The organism is Variovorax guangxiensis (assembly GCF_003952165.1).
In the GTDB taxonomy this organism is placed as follows: domain Bacteria; phylum Pseudomonadota; class Gammaproteobacteria; order Burkholderiales; family Burkholderiaceae_C; genus Variovorax; species Variovorax guangxiensis.
In genome coordinates this window covers 19,294-32,843 of the sequence record NZ_RXFT01000025.1, presented here as the reverse complement: position 1 = coordinate 32,843, position 13,550 = coordinate 19,294, and the positions used below count along the sequence as shown (strand labels likewise).

Sequence of the window (13,550 nt, the reverse complement as noted above, 5' to 3'; positions counted from 1 at the left end):
CCAATGAAACCCATCCAAGTAGGCCTGCTCGGCGCAGGCACGGTCGGCAGCGGCACCTTCAAGGTGCTCAAGCGCAACCAGGAAGAAATCAAGCGCCGCGCCGGCCGCGGCATCGAGATCTCCATGGTGGCCGACCTCGACACCGCCCGTGCCCGCGAAGTGGCAGGCGAGGGCGTGAAGGTGGTGAGCGATGCGCGCGAAGTCATCGCCAACCCCGAGATCGACATCGTCATCGAGCTCATCGGCGGCTACGGCATCGCGAAGCAGCTCGTGCTGGAGGCCATCGCGGCCGGCAAGCACGTGGTCACGGCCAACAAGGCGCTGCTGGCCGTACACGGCACCGAGATCTTCGCGGCCGCGCACGCCAAGGGCGTGATGGTGGCCTTCGAAGCTGCGGTGGCCGGGGGCATCCCGATCATCAAGGCGTTGCGCGAAGGCCTCACGGCCAACAGCATCCAGTGGCTGGCCGGCATCATCAACGGCACCACCAACTTCATCCTCTCGGAGATGCGCGACAAGGGCCTGGACTTCGCGACCGTGCTCAAGGAAGCGCAGCGCCTGGGCTACGCCGAAGCCGACCCGACCTTCGACATCGAAGGCGTGGACGCAGGCCACAAGGTCACGCTGATGAGCGCGCTGGCCTTCGGCATCCCGGTGCAGTTCGACAAGGCCCACATCGAGGGCATCACCAAGCTGGCCGCGCAGGACATCAAGTACGCCGAGCAGCTCGGCTACCGCATCAAGCTCTTGGGCGTCACCAAGCGCACCGCCAAGGGCATCGAGCTGCGCGTGCATCCCTCGCTCGTCCCGTCGAAGCGTCTGCTGGCGAATGTCGAAGGCGCGATGAACGCGGTGGTGGTGCATGGCGACGCAGTGGGCACCACGCTCTACTACGGCAAGGGCGCCGGCAGCGAGCCGACCGCCAGCGCGGTGATCGCCGACCTGGTCGACATCACCCGCCTGCACACGGCCGATGCCGCGCACCGCGTGCCGCACCTGGCCTTCCACCCCGATGCGCTGAGCGACCTGCAGGTGCTGCCGATGTCGGAAGTCGTCACCAGCTACTACCTGCGCCTGCGCGTGGCCGACCAGGCCGGCGTGCTCGCCAAGGTGACGGGCCTGCTTGCCACCGCCGGCATCAGCATCGACGCCGTGCTGCAGCGCGAAGCCGACGAGGTGGGCGGCGAGGGCTCCACGCAGACCGACCTGATCATCCTCACGCACGACGCGCGCGAAGGCACGGTCGACGACGTCCTGGCCGAGCTGCAGGCGCTGCCGACCGTGCTCGAACCCATCGTGCGCATCCGCAAGGAAGAGTTGAAGTGAATTACCTGAGCACCCGCGGCCACCCCGACCGCAAGCGCTTCTGCGAAATCCTGCTCGAAGGCCTCGCGCCCGATGGCGGCCTCTACCTGCCCGAGCAATACCCGCAGGTCGACACCGCCACGCTTGCCAAGTGGCGCAAGCTGTCGTACGCCGAGCTGGCCTTCGAGATCCTCTCGCTGTACATCGACGACATTCCGCCGGCCGACCTGAAGGCGATCTGCGCGAAGACCTACACGGCCGAAGTGTTCGGCACCGACGAGATCGTGCCGCTGCGCGAGCTGGAAGACGGCGTGTACCTCGAGGCCCTGTCCAACGGCCCCACGCTGGCCTTCAAGGACATGGCGATGCAGTTGCTGGGCAACCTGTTCGAGTACGAACTGGCCCGCCGCGGCGCCGAACTCAACATCCTGGGCGCCACCAGCGGCGACACCGGCAGCGCGGCCGAGTACGCCATGCGCGGCAAGAAGGGCGTGCGCGTCTTCATGACCTCGCCCGACGGCCGCATGAGCCCGTTCCAGCAGGCGCAGATGTTCAGCCTGCAGGACGCGAACATCCACAACATCGCCATCACCGGCGTGTTCGACGACTGCCAGGACATCGTCAAGGCAGTGTCGAACGACCTGGCCTTCAAGCGCAAGTACCGCATCGGCACGGTCAATTCGATCAACTGGGCGCGCCTGCTGGCGCAGGTGGTCTATTACTTCGCGGGCTACTTCCAGGCCACATCGGGCAACGACAAGCCGGTGAGCTTCACCGTGCCCTCGGGCAACTTCGGCAACGTCTGCGCGGGCCACGTCGCGCGCATGATGGGCCTGCCGATCCAGACGCTGGTGGTCGCCACCAACGAGAACGACGTGCTCGACGAGTTCTTCCGCACCGGCGTGTACCGCGTGCGCGGCGCGGTCGACACGCACGAGACCTCCAGCCCGTCGATGGACATCAGCAAGGCCAGCAACTTCGAGCGCTTCGTGTTCGACCTGGTCGGACGCGACCCCGCCAGGCTGCGAAAGCTCTTCGTGGACGACCTGGGCCTGAACGGCAGCTTCGACCTGAGCGCCGACCCGGCATTCGCGCAGGCCGCCGCGCGCTTCGGCTTCCGCAGCGGCCGCAGCACGCATGCTGATCGCCTGGCCACCATCCGCGACACAGACAAGCGCTTCGCCACCCTGGTCGATCCGCACACCGCAGACGGCCTCAAGGCCGCGCGCGAGCAGCTCAGCCCCGGCGTGCCGATGGTGGTGCTCGAGACCGCGCTGCCCATCAAGTTCGCGGCCACGCTGGTCGAAGCGCTGGGCGAGGAGCCCGCGCGCCCGAAGAAGTTCGAAGGCATCGAGGCGCTGCCCAAGCGCGTCGTCAAGCTGCCGGCCGACGCGGAAGCGGTCAAGGCCTACATCGCGGAACACTGTGACTGACCACGGCGAGGGCTGCGCATGAAGGTCGTCGGTTTCGCCGGCTACTCCGGCGCGGGCAAGACCACGCTGCTCGAGTGCCTCATTCCCGCGCTGAAGCGGCTGGGCCAGCGAGTGTCGGTGGTCAAGCATGCGCATCACAAGTTCGACATCGACCATCCGGGCAAGGACACCTGGCGCCACCGTGAGGCGGGCGCCTTCGAGGTGGTCGTCGCCTCCGACAAGCGGCTTGCCGTGATGCGCGAATTCGAGGCGCCTGTCGAGCTCAGCGTGCACCAGCTGCTGGCCGAGGTGCTCCCGGTGGCCGACTGGGTGCTGGTCGAGGGATTCCGGCACAGCGACGTGCTCAAGATCGAGATTTGGCGCGAGCCCGAGGCGAGCGAGCCGGCGCGGCCCGTGCTGTACCCCGACGATCCCTTCGTCGTCGCCGTGGCCACCGATGCGCCGGCCAGCCTGCCGCTGCCCACCGGGCGACCGCTCTTCGACCTCAACGACGCCGAGGCCATTGCGAAGTGGTTGATCGACAGCGGTGAGCGCTTCGAATACAACCCCGATCACCATGGCTGATTCCCCCGTTCCCTTCGCCGCTTCTTCCTCGCGCCCGCCGCTGATGCCCCTGGACGAGGCAATCGCGGTGCTGCTTGCGAAGGCGCAGCCGGTGCTGCCCACCGAAAGTGTCGGCACCTTCGACGCCGATGGCCGTGTGCTCGCGCAGGACCTCGTCTCCGGCCTCACGGTGCCGCCGCGCGACAACAGCGCGATGGACGGCTACGCCGTGCGCGTGGCCGACTGCGCCGCGCCCGGCGCCGAGCTGAAGGTGGCGCAGCGCATTCCCGCCGGCACCGTCGGCACGCTGCTCGCGCCCGGCACCGCGGCGCGCATCTTCACCGGCGCGCAGATTCCCGAGGGCGCCGACGCCGTCGTGATGCAGGAAGACACGGCAGCTGTGCCGCAGGAAGGCAGCCTGGGCTCGGTGCGCATCGCCATCGTGCCGGCGGCCGGCCAGTGGATTCGCCGCGCGGGCGAGGACGTGGCCGCCGGCGACGTGGTGCTCCGGAAGGGCGAGCGCCTGACGCCCGCCGCACTGGGCCTTGCCGCCAGCGTCGGCTTCGACCGCCTGCAGGTCGCGCGCAAGCCGCGCGTGGCGATGCTCTCCACCGGCGACGAGCTGGTGATGCCCGGCGAGGTCGCGCCCGATGCGATGAAGCCCGGCGCCATCTACAACTCCAACCGCTTCTTCATGCGGGCCCTGCTGCACCGGCTGGGTTGCGAGGTGAACGACCTGGGCATCGTGCCCGACAACCGCGAAGCCACCGTCGTCGCACTGCGCGACGCGGCCGAGGCGAGCGACCTGATCATCACGACCGGCGGCGTTTCGGTGGGCGAGGAAGACCACATCCGCGCCGCGCTGCAGGCGCTGGGCGAGCTGCAGCTGTGGTCGCTGTCGATGAAGCCCGGCAAGCCCTTCGCCTACGGCTCCATCGCGCGCAGCAGCGGGCAGGGCGCCTGTCACGTGACGGGGCTGCCGGGCAACCCCGTGTCGAGCTTCCTCACCTTCCTGATGCTGGTGCGCCCCTTCCTGCTGACGCTGCAGGGCGCCGCGCGCGTCGCACCAGAGGCGGTGCGGATGCGCGCCGACTTCGACTGGCCCCGCGCCGACAAGCGCCGCGAGTTCCTGCGCGTGCGCCGCAACGCGGCCGGCGGCCTCGACCTGTTCGCCAACCAGAGCTCGGGCGTGCTCACCTCGATGGTCTGGGGCGACGGCGTGGTCGACAACCCTGCGGGCAGGACGATCAAGTCGGGCGAGCTCGTCGAATTCATTCCCTTCGCATCGCTGTTGGGTTGAGCCGCATGAAAGTCCAAGTCCGTTATTTCGCCTCGGTGCGCGAGGCGCTTTCCAGCAGCGGCGAAGCCGTCGAGACACGAGCCGAGACGCTTGCCGCACTGCGCGACGAGCTCATCGCCAGGGGCGGCGCCTACGCCACCGCGCTGGCGCGCGGCAAGGCGGTGCGCATGGCGCTCGACCAGGCCATGAGCGACGAAGCCGCAGCCCTGAGCGAAGGCTGCGAGGTCGCCTTCTTCCCCCCGGTCACGGGCGGCTGAGGCGCGCGTCCAGCGCCACGAGACGCTCGCGCAGGCCGTCGGAGGCCCGGGTCATCGGCGAGCGCAGTTCGTCGGCCATCTCTCCCTTGTGGGCCAGCAGAGCCTTCAGCGGGCCCGGGTTGGGTTCGGCGAAGAGCATCTCCACCAGCGGCTGCAGCGGCTGCCATTCGGCGCGCGCCTCGGCCAGGCGGTTCTCCGCCAGCAGGCGCACCAGGCGCACGAAGCGCGGCGTCTGCACGTTGCCGCTGGCCGCGATGGCGCCCGCGCCGCCTTCGGCCATGGTGCCGAAGATCTGGTGGTCCTCGCCTGTCAGCACCTGCAGCCGGCCGTCGGCGATCACCGCGCGTGTCTTGCCCATGTCACCGCCGCAGTCCTTGATGCCGCGAATGCGGGGGTGCGCGGCCAGCGCCAGCATCGTCTCGCGGGTGATGGTGACGCCGGTACGGTAGGGAATGTCGTAGACCAGCACGGGCACCGAGCTGGCGTCGGCGATGGCGCGGAACCACTCGAGCAGGCCGGCCTGGGAGGGGCGCACGTAGTGCGGCGCGGCCACCAGAAGGCCCGCGATCGGGCGCTCCGAGAGCTTGCGGGCCCAGGCGATGGCCTTGCCCAGGTGGTAGCCCGAAATGCCCATGACGACCGGCAAACCGCCGGCCGCTGCCAGCACGGTGTCGAGCACCGCCAGTTGCTCGGCTTCGTCGAGCGCCGCGGCTTCGCCGGTCGAGCCGCAGGGCACGAAGCCGGTCACGCCTTCGCTGGCGAGGCGGCGGACCAGGGCGGAGAGAGCGGTATGGTCGACCGCGCCGTCGCGGAACGGCGTGACGAGGGCCACCCAGAAGCCGGAGAAATCGGGGGTGGCGGGGTTCTGTTGTTGATGAGGCACGCGGGGCTTCCTTTCAGGAATCGACCGATGGAAAGAACCATCGTCCGATGCGCGCGCAACCCAATGGGGGCCAGAGCCTTTGGCGGGGTTCCGTCGCTCATCCGACGACGGAACCTCGGCTCCGGTCAGACGAGCTTTGGTTTTTTGGCTTTGTCGTTGCTGCTGCCTTGGCCGGCGCGACGGTCTTCAAGGCGCGAAGGCACCGGAAAGAGCGTGGGCGTGGCAAGGCAGGGCATCGGCAGAGTCTATCGCGATGACACAATTCGGACATGAGCCTTGCCCGTGTTTCGATCCAGACGAACGATTTCGACCTCTCGCGGGAAGTCGCCGCGTTGCGTGCCGGCGACAAACGCGTGGGCGCCGTCTGCAGCTTCGTGGGCACCGTGCGAGACCGCAACGACGGCAGCAGCGTCTCGTCGATGGAGCTGGAGCACTACCCCGGCATGACCGAGAAGGCCATCGAGGCCATGATCGACGAGGCGCATCGCCGCTTCGACATCCTGGGCGCGCGCGTGATCCATCGCGTCGGGCTGCTGCAGCCCGAAGACCAGATCATGATGGTGGCGGTGGTCTCGGCCCATCGCGGCCAGAGCTTCGAGGCCTGCGAGTTCCTGATGGACTACCTCAAGACCCAGGCGCCCTTCTGGAAGAAGGAGCAGACGCCCGAAGGCGCCCGCTGGGTCGATGCGCGCGTGGCCGACGACGCGGCGCTGGCGCGCTGGGGCATCAGCGCCCCGAACGCCTAATTCGCCTTTTGTTCCATCTCCCCTTGGGGAGAGGGAGCAGACCTTAAAGGGGCTTGAAGCCGCTGGACTGGATGATCTTTTCCCAGGTCTGCGTGTACGTACGCACGCGGCCGGCGAACTGGCCCTGGGGCTCGTAGCCCACTGTCAGGCCCATCGTCGTGAGCTTCTGCTTCACGTCGGGCATGGCCAGCACCTTCTGCAGCGCATCGCCGTACTTGTCGATGATCGGCTGCGGCGTGCCCACCGGCGCGAAGATGCCGTAGTAGGGCAGGTCTTCCAGGTTCGAGAAGCCCAACTCGGTGAAGGTCGGCACGTTCGGGAGCACGGCCTGGCGCTTGGCGCCGATGGACGCCACGATGCGCAGCTTGCCGGCCTTGTGGTTCTCGATGAAGTCCGGCACCGAGGCGATGCCTGCCGTGATCTGGTTGCCCAGCATGTCGGCCGTCATGGGCGCGCTGCCGCGGTAGGGCGCGGGCTGCACGTCGATCTTGTACTTGTCCGAGATCATCTTGACCAGGAACTCGGGGATCGATGCCGGCGCCGGGATGCCGATGGTCTCCTTGCCGCCCTTCTGGGTGCGGACCCACTTCACGTATTCGTCGATGCTCTTGGCCGGCGTGCCGCCCGAGACGGCCAGCACGTTGGCGAAGGTCGCGAAGCCGGCCACGGGCACGAAGTCGGTGGCGGGGTTGAAGCCCGGGTTCTTCACCACCTGCGGCAGGATCGAGATGGTGTGGTCGTGCGACAGGAACAGCGTGTGGCCGTCGGCCGGGGACGACTTCAGCACCGTCGCTGCGATCTGCCCGCCCGCGCCGGCGCGGTTCTCGACCACCACCGGCACGCCCAGCACGTCCTTGAGCTTTTCGCCCAGCGTGCGGGCGATGGCGTCTGTGCCGGCGCCGGCGGGGAAGCCCACCAGCAGGCGCACGGGCGTACCGCTTTGCGCCTGCGCAAGGCTGCAAAGCCCCGCTGCAGCCATAAAGAGACCCACGCTGATCGCCCGGCGCACCGGTTGAACGCGCATTGAAAAAACCATGATCGACTCCATTCGAGAGAGAGAAATGCCTACGGGCGGGAGAGGCCGGGTCCGGTGCAATACCCGTGCCCGCAGTGCCGGGAAGCGCCGGAAGGACCGGCAACCTTGAATCGTGCCCGAACAGCCCTATTTTGGATGCAGGAATACCACCATGCGACAAGACAAACTCACCACCAAATTTCAGGAAGCGCTGGGCGACGCACAGTCTCTGGCACTGGGCAACGACAACGCCTACATCGAACCGGCCCACCTGCTGGTCGCGATGCTGCGCCAGGACGATGGTCCGCGCGCCCTGCTGGAGCGTGCCGGCGTCAACGTCCCCGGCCTGACGCAGGCCGCCGAGGCCGCCATCAAGAAACTGCCGCAGGTGCAGGGCCACGACATCGTGCAGGTCGGCCCCGAACTCGGCAAGCTGCTGCAGGCCACCGAGAAGGAAGCCATCAAGCGCAATGACCAGTTCATCGCCGGTGAACTCTTCCTGCTGGCGCTGGCCGACAGCAAGGCCGACGTCGGCAAGATCGCGAAGGAAAACGGCCTGAGCCGCAAGTCGCTCGAGGCCGCCATCGACGCCGTGCGCGGCGGGCAGGGCGTGAACAGCGCCGACGCCGAAGGCCAGCGCGAAGCCCTCAAGAAATACACCCTCGACCTCACCGAACGCGCCCGGCTGGGCAAGCTCGACCCGGTCATCGGCCGCGACGAGGAAATCCGCCGCGCCATCCAGGTGCTGCAGCGCCGCACCAAGAACAATCCCGTGCTCATCGGCGAACCCGGCGTGGGCAAGACCGCCATCGTCGAAGGCCTGGCGCAGCGCATCGTCTCCGGCGAAGTGCCCGATTCGCTCAAGGGCAAAAGGGTGTTGTCGCTCGACATGGCCGCGCTTCTCGCCGGTGCCAAGTTCCGTGGCGAGTTCGAGGAGCGGCTGAAGACCGTCCTGAACGAGCTCGCCAAGGACGAGGGCCAGACCATCGTCTTCATCGACGAACTGCACACCATGGTCGGCGCCGGCAAGGCCGAGGGCGCCATGGACGCGGGCAACATGCTCAAGCCGGCGCTCGCGCGCGGCGAGCTGCACTGCGTGGGCGCCACCACGCTCGACGAGTACCGCAAGTACATCGAGAAAGATGCCGCCCTGGAGCGCCGCTTCCAGAAGATCATCGTGGGCGAGCCCAGCGTGGAGGCGACCATCGCCATCCTGCGCGGCCTGCAGGAGAAGTACGAGGTGCACCATGGCGTGCAGATCACCGACCCGGCCATCGTGGCCGCGGCCGAACTGAGCGACCGCTACATCACCGACCGCTTCCTGCCCGACAAGGCCATCGACCTGATCGACGAGGCCGCGGCCAAGATCAAGATCGAGATGGACTCCAAGCCCGAGGTCATGGACCGGCTCGACCGCCGCCTGATCCAGCTGCAGATCGAACGCGAGGCCGTGCGCCGCGAGAAGGACGAGGCTTCGCAGAAGCGCCTGGGCCTGATCGAGGGCGAGATCGAGAAGCTGCAGAAGGAGATCGCCGACTACGACGAGATCTGGCAGGCCGAGAAGGCCCAGGCCCAGGGCAGTGCGCAGGTGCGCGAGGACGTCGACAAGATCAAGTTCCAGATCGAGGAGTGGAAGCGCAAGGGCGACTTCAACAAGGTCGCCGAGCTCCAGTACGGCCAGCTGCCGGCGCTCGAGAAGCGCCTGAAGGAGGCCGAGGCCAGCGAGGCTAGCAAGGGCAAGTCGAGCGCGCCCACGCTGCTGCGCACCCAGGTCGGCTCCGAGGAGATCGCCGAGGTCGTGGCGCGCGCCACCGGCATCCCGGTCGCCAAGCTGATGCAGGGCGAGCGCGACAAGCTGCTCGTGATGGAAGACAAGCTGCACGAGCGGGTGGTCGGCCAGGACGAGGCCATCGGCGCGGTCGCCAACGCGATCCGCCGCTCGCGCTCGGGCCTGTCCGATCCGAACCGCCCGACCGGCTCGTTCCTGTTCCTCGGCCCCACGGGCGTGGGCAAGACCGAGCTGTGCAAGGCGCTCGCGGGCTTCCTGTTCGACAGCGAAGACCACCTGATCCGCATCGACATGAGCGAGTTCATGGAGAAGCACTCGGTCGCCCGCCTGATCGGCGCGCCGCCGGGCTACGTGGGCTACGAGGAGGGTGGCTACCTCACGGAAGCCGTGCGCCGCAAGCCCTACAGCGTGGTGCTGCTCGACGAGGTCGAGAAGGCCCACCCCGACGTGTTCAACGTGCTGCTGCAGGTGCTCGACGATGGACGCCTGACCGATGGCCAGGGCCGCACCGTGGACTTCAAGAACACCGTGATCGTGATGACGAGCAACATCGGCTCGCCCATCATCCAGGCCATGGTGGGCAAGCCCTCGGAAGAGATCAAGGAAGCGGTGTGGGACGAGCTGAAGAACTACTTCCGCCCCGAGTTCCTGAACCGCATCGACGAGACGGTCGTGTTCCACGCGCTCGACGCGAAGAACATCGAGTCGATCGCCGCGATCCAGCTCAAGGTGTTGCAGGCGCGGCTCGCGAAGATGGACCTGGGCCTGGAGGTTTCTCCGGCTGCGCTGGCGGAGATCGCCAAGGTCGGCTTCGACCCGGTGTTCGGCGCGCGGCCGCTCAAGCGCGCGATCCAGCAGCGCATCGAGAACCCGCTGTCGAAGCTGCTGCTGGACGGAAGCTTCGGGCCGAAGGACACGATCGAGGTCACGACCGACCCGATCCAGTCGCCGGGCCAGTTCTCCTTCCGCAAGGCGGGGGAACCAACGGCGGCCGCTTCGGCCTAAAGTCGGATGATGAACTTCGTAATACGCGTCATTCTTCTGCTCCTGGGGCTGGTCTTCGCGGCCAGCCTGGCCGTGGCGGTCATGCTGCTGGCGGCTGTGTGGGGTGTTCGCTACGCCTGGGGGCGTCTCACGGGCAAGCCCGTGACGCCGTGGGTCATGCGTTTCAACCCGCGCTCCGGCTTCGACCGATTTCGCAATGCGGCACAGCCCTCGCAACCGACGGCTGCCGACGTGGCGAACGCCCGTGCCCGCGGCGAGTCGGTGGAGCGTCCCGTGCGCATCCGCGGCAGCGTCAGCGACGTGACCGACGTTTCGCCGAAATCGGTCTCCCCGCGCGGCTGACCGGCGGCCCGCCGGCGCTATTTCGGGCGCGACAGCCGGTCGCACCGTTCGCCGTCAGAATCGTCATCCTGGAGCCGCGGCTCGCCAGCCGCGGCTTTCTGCTTTCATCCAGGAGAGACATTCCATGACTTCGCGCGACATCTTCGTGGTCGGCACCGCCCGCACCGCCATCGGCACCTTCGGCGGCTCGCTGAAGGACGTGCCCAACACCCAGCTTGCCACTACCGCCGTCAAGGCCGCCATCGAGCGCAGCGGCGTCGCGGTTGATGCCATCGGCCACGTCGTCATGGGCAACGTGATTCCCACCGACGTCAAGGACGCCTACCTGAGCCGGGTGGCGGCCATCGACGCGGGCTGCCCCATCGAGACGCCGGCCTTCAACGTGAATCGCCTGTGCGGCTCGGGCCTGCAGGCCATCGTGTCGGCGGCGCAGGCCATCGCACTGGGCGACTGCGACATCGCCATCGGCGGCGGCTCGGAGTCGATGAGCCGGGGCCCATACTTCGACACCGCCGCGCGTTACGGCGCACGCATGGGCGACGCGCAGCTCGTCGACTACATGCTCGGCATCCTCCACGACCCGTGGGAGAAGATCCACATGGGCATCACTGCGGAGAACGTGGCCGCGCGCTACGCCATTACGCGCGAGCAGCAGGACGAGCTGGCGGTGCTGAGCCAGCAGCGCGCGGCGGCCGCCATCGCGGCGGGCCGTTTCAAGGAGCAGATCGTTCCGGTCGAGGTCAAGACGCGCAAGGGCGTGGTGCTCTTCGACACCGATGAGCACGTGCGCGCCGACACCACCGTCGAGACGCTGTCGAAGATGAAGCCCGCGTTCAAGAAGGACGGCCTCGTCACCGCAGGCAATGCCTCGGGCATCAACGACGGCGCGGCCGCCGTGGTGTTGGCCGAAGGCGGCCGTGTGAAGGCGCTGGGGCTCAAGCCCCTGGCGCGGCTGGTGGGCTATGCGCATGCCGGCGTGGAGCCCGCGTACATGGGCATCGGCCCGGTGCCGGCCACGCGCAAGGTGCTGGAGCGCACGGGCCTGAAGGTGGGCGACCTCGACGTCATCGAGTCGAACGAGGCCTTCGCGGCGCAGGCTTGCGCGGTCATCAAAGAGCTCGGTTTCGATCCTGCCAAGGTCAACCCGAATGGCTCGGGCATCTCGCTGGGACATCCGGTGGGTGCGACGGGCGCGATCATCACCACCAAGGCCATCGCCGAGTTGCAGCGGGTGCAGGGGCGCTATGCGCTGGTCACGATGTGCATCGGGGGCGGGCAGGGCATCGCGGCCATCTTCGAGCGGGTCTGATCGCATGCTCCGCCCGTCTGTCCTGATCGATCCCGACGAGGTCGACTTCAGCGCCATCCGGGCGCAGGGCGCGGGCGGACAGAACGTCAACAAGGTCTCGAGCGCGGTGCATCTGCGCTACGACATCCACGCCAGTTCGCTGCCGTCCGATGTGAAAGAAAGGCTGCTCGCGCTGCGCGACAGCCGCATCACCCAGGAAGGCGTGTTCGTGCTCAAGGCACAGCAGCATCGCACCCAGGAGATGAACCGCGCAGACGCGCTCGCTCGGCTGCAGGCGGTGGTCGACAGCGTGGCCGTCGCGCCGCGCGTGCGGCGGGCGACCAGGCCCACCTACGGTTCGAAGCAGCGCCGGCTCGAAGGCAAGAGCCAGCGCTCGCAGATCAAGAGCCTGCGCGGACCGGTGCGGGACTGATCCCTCCGGTGCCGCCGCGCAGCCTGCGGATCTGCAGGCCCACGCCGATCAGGTACAGCACCAGCAGCACGCCGGTGATCGCCTTGAGCTCCGGCGCATCGGCGTTCGGCAGCAGCGGGGCGCCGAGCGGCAGGCGCGTGAGCGTTTCGGTGAAGGCCGGAATCCAGTGGAAGAGAAAGCTCGCAGAGAACGCGATGGCCTCGACGTAGCGCGCCCACTTCCCGAAGAACAAGCCCCGGCCGGCGAGTGCGCCCACCGCCAGCGCAGCCAGCGTGATGATGCCCAGCGCATGCGGCTTGCCGAAGCCGCCGTGCTGGAAGATGCCGAAGCCGGTGAGACAGGTCAGCACGGTGGTCCACACGAAGAGCCGGCCGAGGCCGGTGCGCATGGTGATTTCCTTGCGGCGGAACAGGGCCGCCAGCCCCGCGGCGACGGCGATCAGGCTGATCGCGGTGTGAACGGTGCCCAGGGACGTGAGTCCCAGCCATCCTGTCGGTGCCATGCGGATCTCCTCGTGTCGTGGTGCGGCATTCTGATGGTTCGCAGCGAATTCGCGCAATCTCGGATGAATTGAGTGCAAAAGGCCCTGCTTTACGGTCCTGAAACATCTCCCGAGGACAATCGCACTCATGAGAAGGCTCTTTCCGCGCGCCGTGCTGGCCGCGTTCCTGCTGGCACCGGCCGCGGCGCTCCTGAGCGGATGCGGCCCGGGAGCCGCAGCGCAACCGGAAGCACGCACCGCCGCAGCCCCCGAACTCAAGTGGGAAGAACTGATCCCCAAGAGCTGGGACCCGACCAGGCGCTACCGCAACATCAGCCTCGAAGCCCTGCGCGACAACGACCCCCGCGCGATCCAGATGCTCGACGAGATGCGCGCCGTCTGGGACAACGCTCCGGTCAACGTGGCGCTCGACGGCAAGCCGGGCAAGCTCGCCGGCTTCGTCGTTCCGCTGGACAACACGCAGGAGGGCATCCGCGAGTTCCTGCTGGTGCCGTACTTCGGCGCCTGCATCCACACCCCGCCGCCGCCGGCCAACCAGATCGTGCACGTTGTCGCAGCCTCGGCCGTGAAAGGCCTGCACGCCATGGACACGGTGTACGTCAGCGGCACGCTGAAGGCCGCGCGCTATTCGTCGGCGGACATGGGCGTGAGCGGCTACGAGATCAAGTCGGCCACGGTCGAGCGTTTCGTGCCCAGGCAGCCGCAATGA

At 67.9% G+C, this 13,550-nt stretch carries 14 protein-coding genes; 11 read left to right on the top strand and 3 right to left on the bottom strand.

What is annotated here, in order from left to right; translation table 11 throughout:
- The first annotated feature begins 3 nt into the window (after positions 1-3).
- From EJP67_RS32685 to moaD, 5 genes are read left to right on the top strand one after another with little or no spacing between them, the layout of a single operon-like run.
- On the top strand, positions 4-1,326 hold the full coding sequence (locus EJP67_RS32685; protein ID WP_126025872.1) for a homoserine dehydrogenase: 1,323 nt from the start codon (positions 4-6) through the stop codon (positions 1,324-1,326).
- Entirely contained in the window at positions 1,323-2,738 is a 1,416-nt protein-coding gene (thrC, locus tag EJP67_RS32680; RefSeq protein ID WP_126025871.1) for a threonine synthase, read from the top strand. The genes EJP67_RS32685 and thrC overlap by 4 nt, the downstream gene beginning before the upstream one ends.
- A gap of 18 nt (positions 2,739-2,756) precedes the next feature.
- On the top strand, positions 2,757-3,302 hold the full coding sequence (gene mobB / locus EJP67_RS32675) for a molybdopterin-guanine dinucleotide biosynthesis protein B (RefSeq protein WP_126025870.1): 546 nt from the start codon (positions 2,757-2,759) through the stop codon (positions 3,300-3,302).
- A complete protein-coding gene (locus EJP67_RS32670; RefSeq protein WP_126025869.1) occupies positions 3,295-4,581 on the top strand; it encodes a molybdopterin molybdotransferase MoeA in 1,287 nt (428 codons plus the stop codon). The genes mobB and EJP67_RS32670 overlap by 8 nt, the downstream gene beginning before the upstream one ends.
- 5 nt (positions 4,582-4,586) lie before the next feature.
- Positions 4,587-4,838 (top strand): molybdopterin converting factor subunit 1, encoded by a 252-nt coding sequence (moaD, locus tag EJP67_RS32665; RefSeq protein WP_126025868.1) that lies wholly within the window; start codon positions 4,587-4,589, stop codon positions 4,836-4,838.
- Here the strand turns inward: moaD and dapA are convergent.
- Positions 4,825-5,721: a 4-hydroxy-tetrahydrodipicolinate synthase gene (gene dapA, locus EJP67_RS32660; protein ID WP_126025867.1), complete on the bottom strand. Its 897-nt coding sequence runs from the start codon at positions 5,719-5,721 to the stop codon at positions 4,825-4,827. The genes moaD and dapA overlap by 14 nt on opposite strands.
- A gap of 269 nt (positions 5,722-5,990) precedes the next feature.
- Here dapA and EJP67_RS32655 point away from each other — a divergent pair, with 269 nt between their 5' ends.
- Positions 5,991-6,467, top strand: coding sequence for a molybdenum cofactor biosynthesis protein MoaE (locus EJP67_RS32655; protein ID WP_126025866.1), 477 nt, complete (start codon positions 5,991-5,993; stop codon positions 6,465-6,467).
- Positions 6,468-6,510: 43 nt separating this feature from the next.
- On the opposite strand, the gene EJP67_RS32650 is transcribed toward EJP67_RS32655, so the two are convergent.
- A complete protein-coding gene (locus EJP67_RS32650) occupies positions 6,511-7,503 on the bottom strand; it encodes a Bug family tripartite tricarboxylate transporter substrate binding protein (protein ID WP_126025865.1) in 993 nt (330 codons plus the stop codon).
- Positions 7,504-7,654: 151 nt separating this feature from the next.
- Between EJP67_RS32650 and clpB the strand changes: the two genes are divergently transcribed.
- From clpB to arfB, 4 genes are all read left to right on the top strand, one after another.
- Positions 7,655-10,276 (top strand): ATP-dependent chaperone ClpB, encoded by a 2,622-nt coding sequence (clpB, locus tag EJP67_RS32645; RefSeq protein WP_126025864.1) that lies wholly within the window; start codon positions 7,655-7,657, stop codon positions 10,274-10,276.
- Between the two features lie 9 nt (positions 10,277-10,285).
- Positions 10,286-10,618, top strand: coding sequence for a hypothetical protein (locus tag EJP67_RS32640; protein ID WP_240650854.1), 333 nt, complete (start codon positions 10,286-10,288; stop codon positions 10,616-10,618).
- A gap of 124 nt (positions 10,619-10,742) precedes the next feature.
- On the top strand, positions 10,743-11,927 hold the full coding sequence (locus tag EJP67_RS32635; protein WP_126025862.1) for an acetyl-CoA C-acyltransferase family protein: 1,185 nt from the start codon (positions 10,743-10,745) through the stop codon (positions 11,925-11,927).
- Between the two features lie 4 nt (positions 11,928-11,931).
- Positions 11,932-12,339, top strand: a complete 408-nt coding sequence (arfB, locus tag EJP67_RS32630) for an alternative ribosome rescue aminoacyl-tRNA hydrolase ArfB (protein ID WP_126025861.1) — start codon at positions 11,932-11,934, stop codon at positions 12,337-12,339.
- On the opposite strand, the gene EJP67_RS32625 is transcribed toward arfB, so the two are convergent.
- Positions 12,308-12,841, bottom strand: coding sequence for a DUF2306 domain-containing protein (locus EJP67_RS32625; RefSeq protein WP_126025860.1), 534 nt, complete (start codon positions 12,839-12,841; stop codon positions 12,308-12,310). The two genes, arfB and EJP67_RS32625, sit on opposite strands and share 32 nt — an antisense overlap.
- 127 nt (positions 12,842-12,968) lie before the next feature.
- Between EJP67_RS32625 and EJP67_RS32620 the strand changes: the two genes are divergently transcribed.
- Entirely contained in the window at positions 12,969-13,550 is a 582-nt protein-coding gene (locus EJP67_RS32620; RefSeq protein ID WP_206169592.1) for a DUF3299 domain-containing protein, read from the top strand.

Coding starts and splice junctions, on each gene's coding strand:
- moaD (WP_126025868.1), top strand. CDS start 4,587: ATGAAAGTCCAAGTCCGTTATTTCGCCTCGGTGCGCGAGGCGCTTTCC.
- EJP67_RS32650 (WP_126025865.1), bottom strand. CDS start 7,503: ATGGTTTTTTCAATGCGCGTTCAACCGGTGCGCCGGGCGATCAGCGTG.
- EJP67_RS32640 (WP_240650854.1), top strand. CDS start 10,286: ATGAACTTCGTAATACGCGTCATTCTTCTGCTCCTGGGGCTGGTCTTC.
- EJP67_RS32655 (WP_126025866.1), top strand. CDS start 5,991: ATGAGCCTTGCCCGTGTTTCGATCCAGACGAACGATTTCGACCTCTCG.
- clpB (WP_126025864.1), top strand. CDS start 7,655: ATGCGACAAGACAAACTCACCACCAAATTTCAGGAAGCGCTGGGCGAC.
- EJP67_RS32635 (WP_126025862.1), top strand. CDS start 10,743: ATGACTTCGCGCGACATCTTCGTGGTCGGCACCGCCCGCACCGCCATC.
- mobB (WP_126025870.1), top strand. CDS start 2,757: ATGAAGGTCGTCGGTTTCGCCGGCTACTCCGGCGCGGGCAAGACCACG.
- EJP67_RS32670 (WP_126025869.1), top strand. CDS start 3,295: ATGGCTGATTCCCCCGTTCCCTTCGCCGCTTCTTCCTCGCGCCCGCCG.
- EJP67_RS32620 (WP_206169592.1), top strand. CDS start 12,969: ATGAGAAGGCTCTTTCCGCGCGCCGTGCTGGCCGCGTTCCTGCTGGCA.
- EJP67_RS32685 (WP_126025872.1), top strand. CDS start 4: ATGAAACCCATCCAAGTAGGCCTGCTCGGCGCAGGCACGGTCGGCAGC.
- EJP67_RS32625 (WP_126025860.1), bottom strand. CDS start 12,841: ATGGCACCGACAGGATGGCTGGGACTCACGTCCCTGGGCACCGTTCAC.
- arfB (WP_126025861.1), top strand. CDS start 11,932: ATGCTCCGCCCGTCTGTCCTGATCGATCCCGACGAGGTCGACTTCAGC.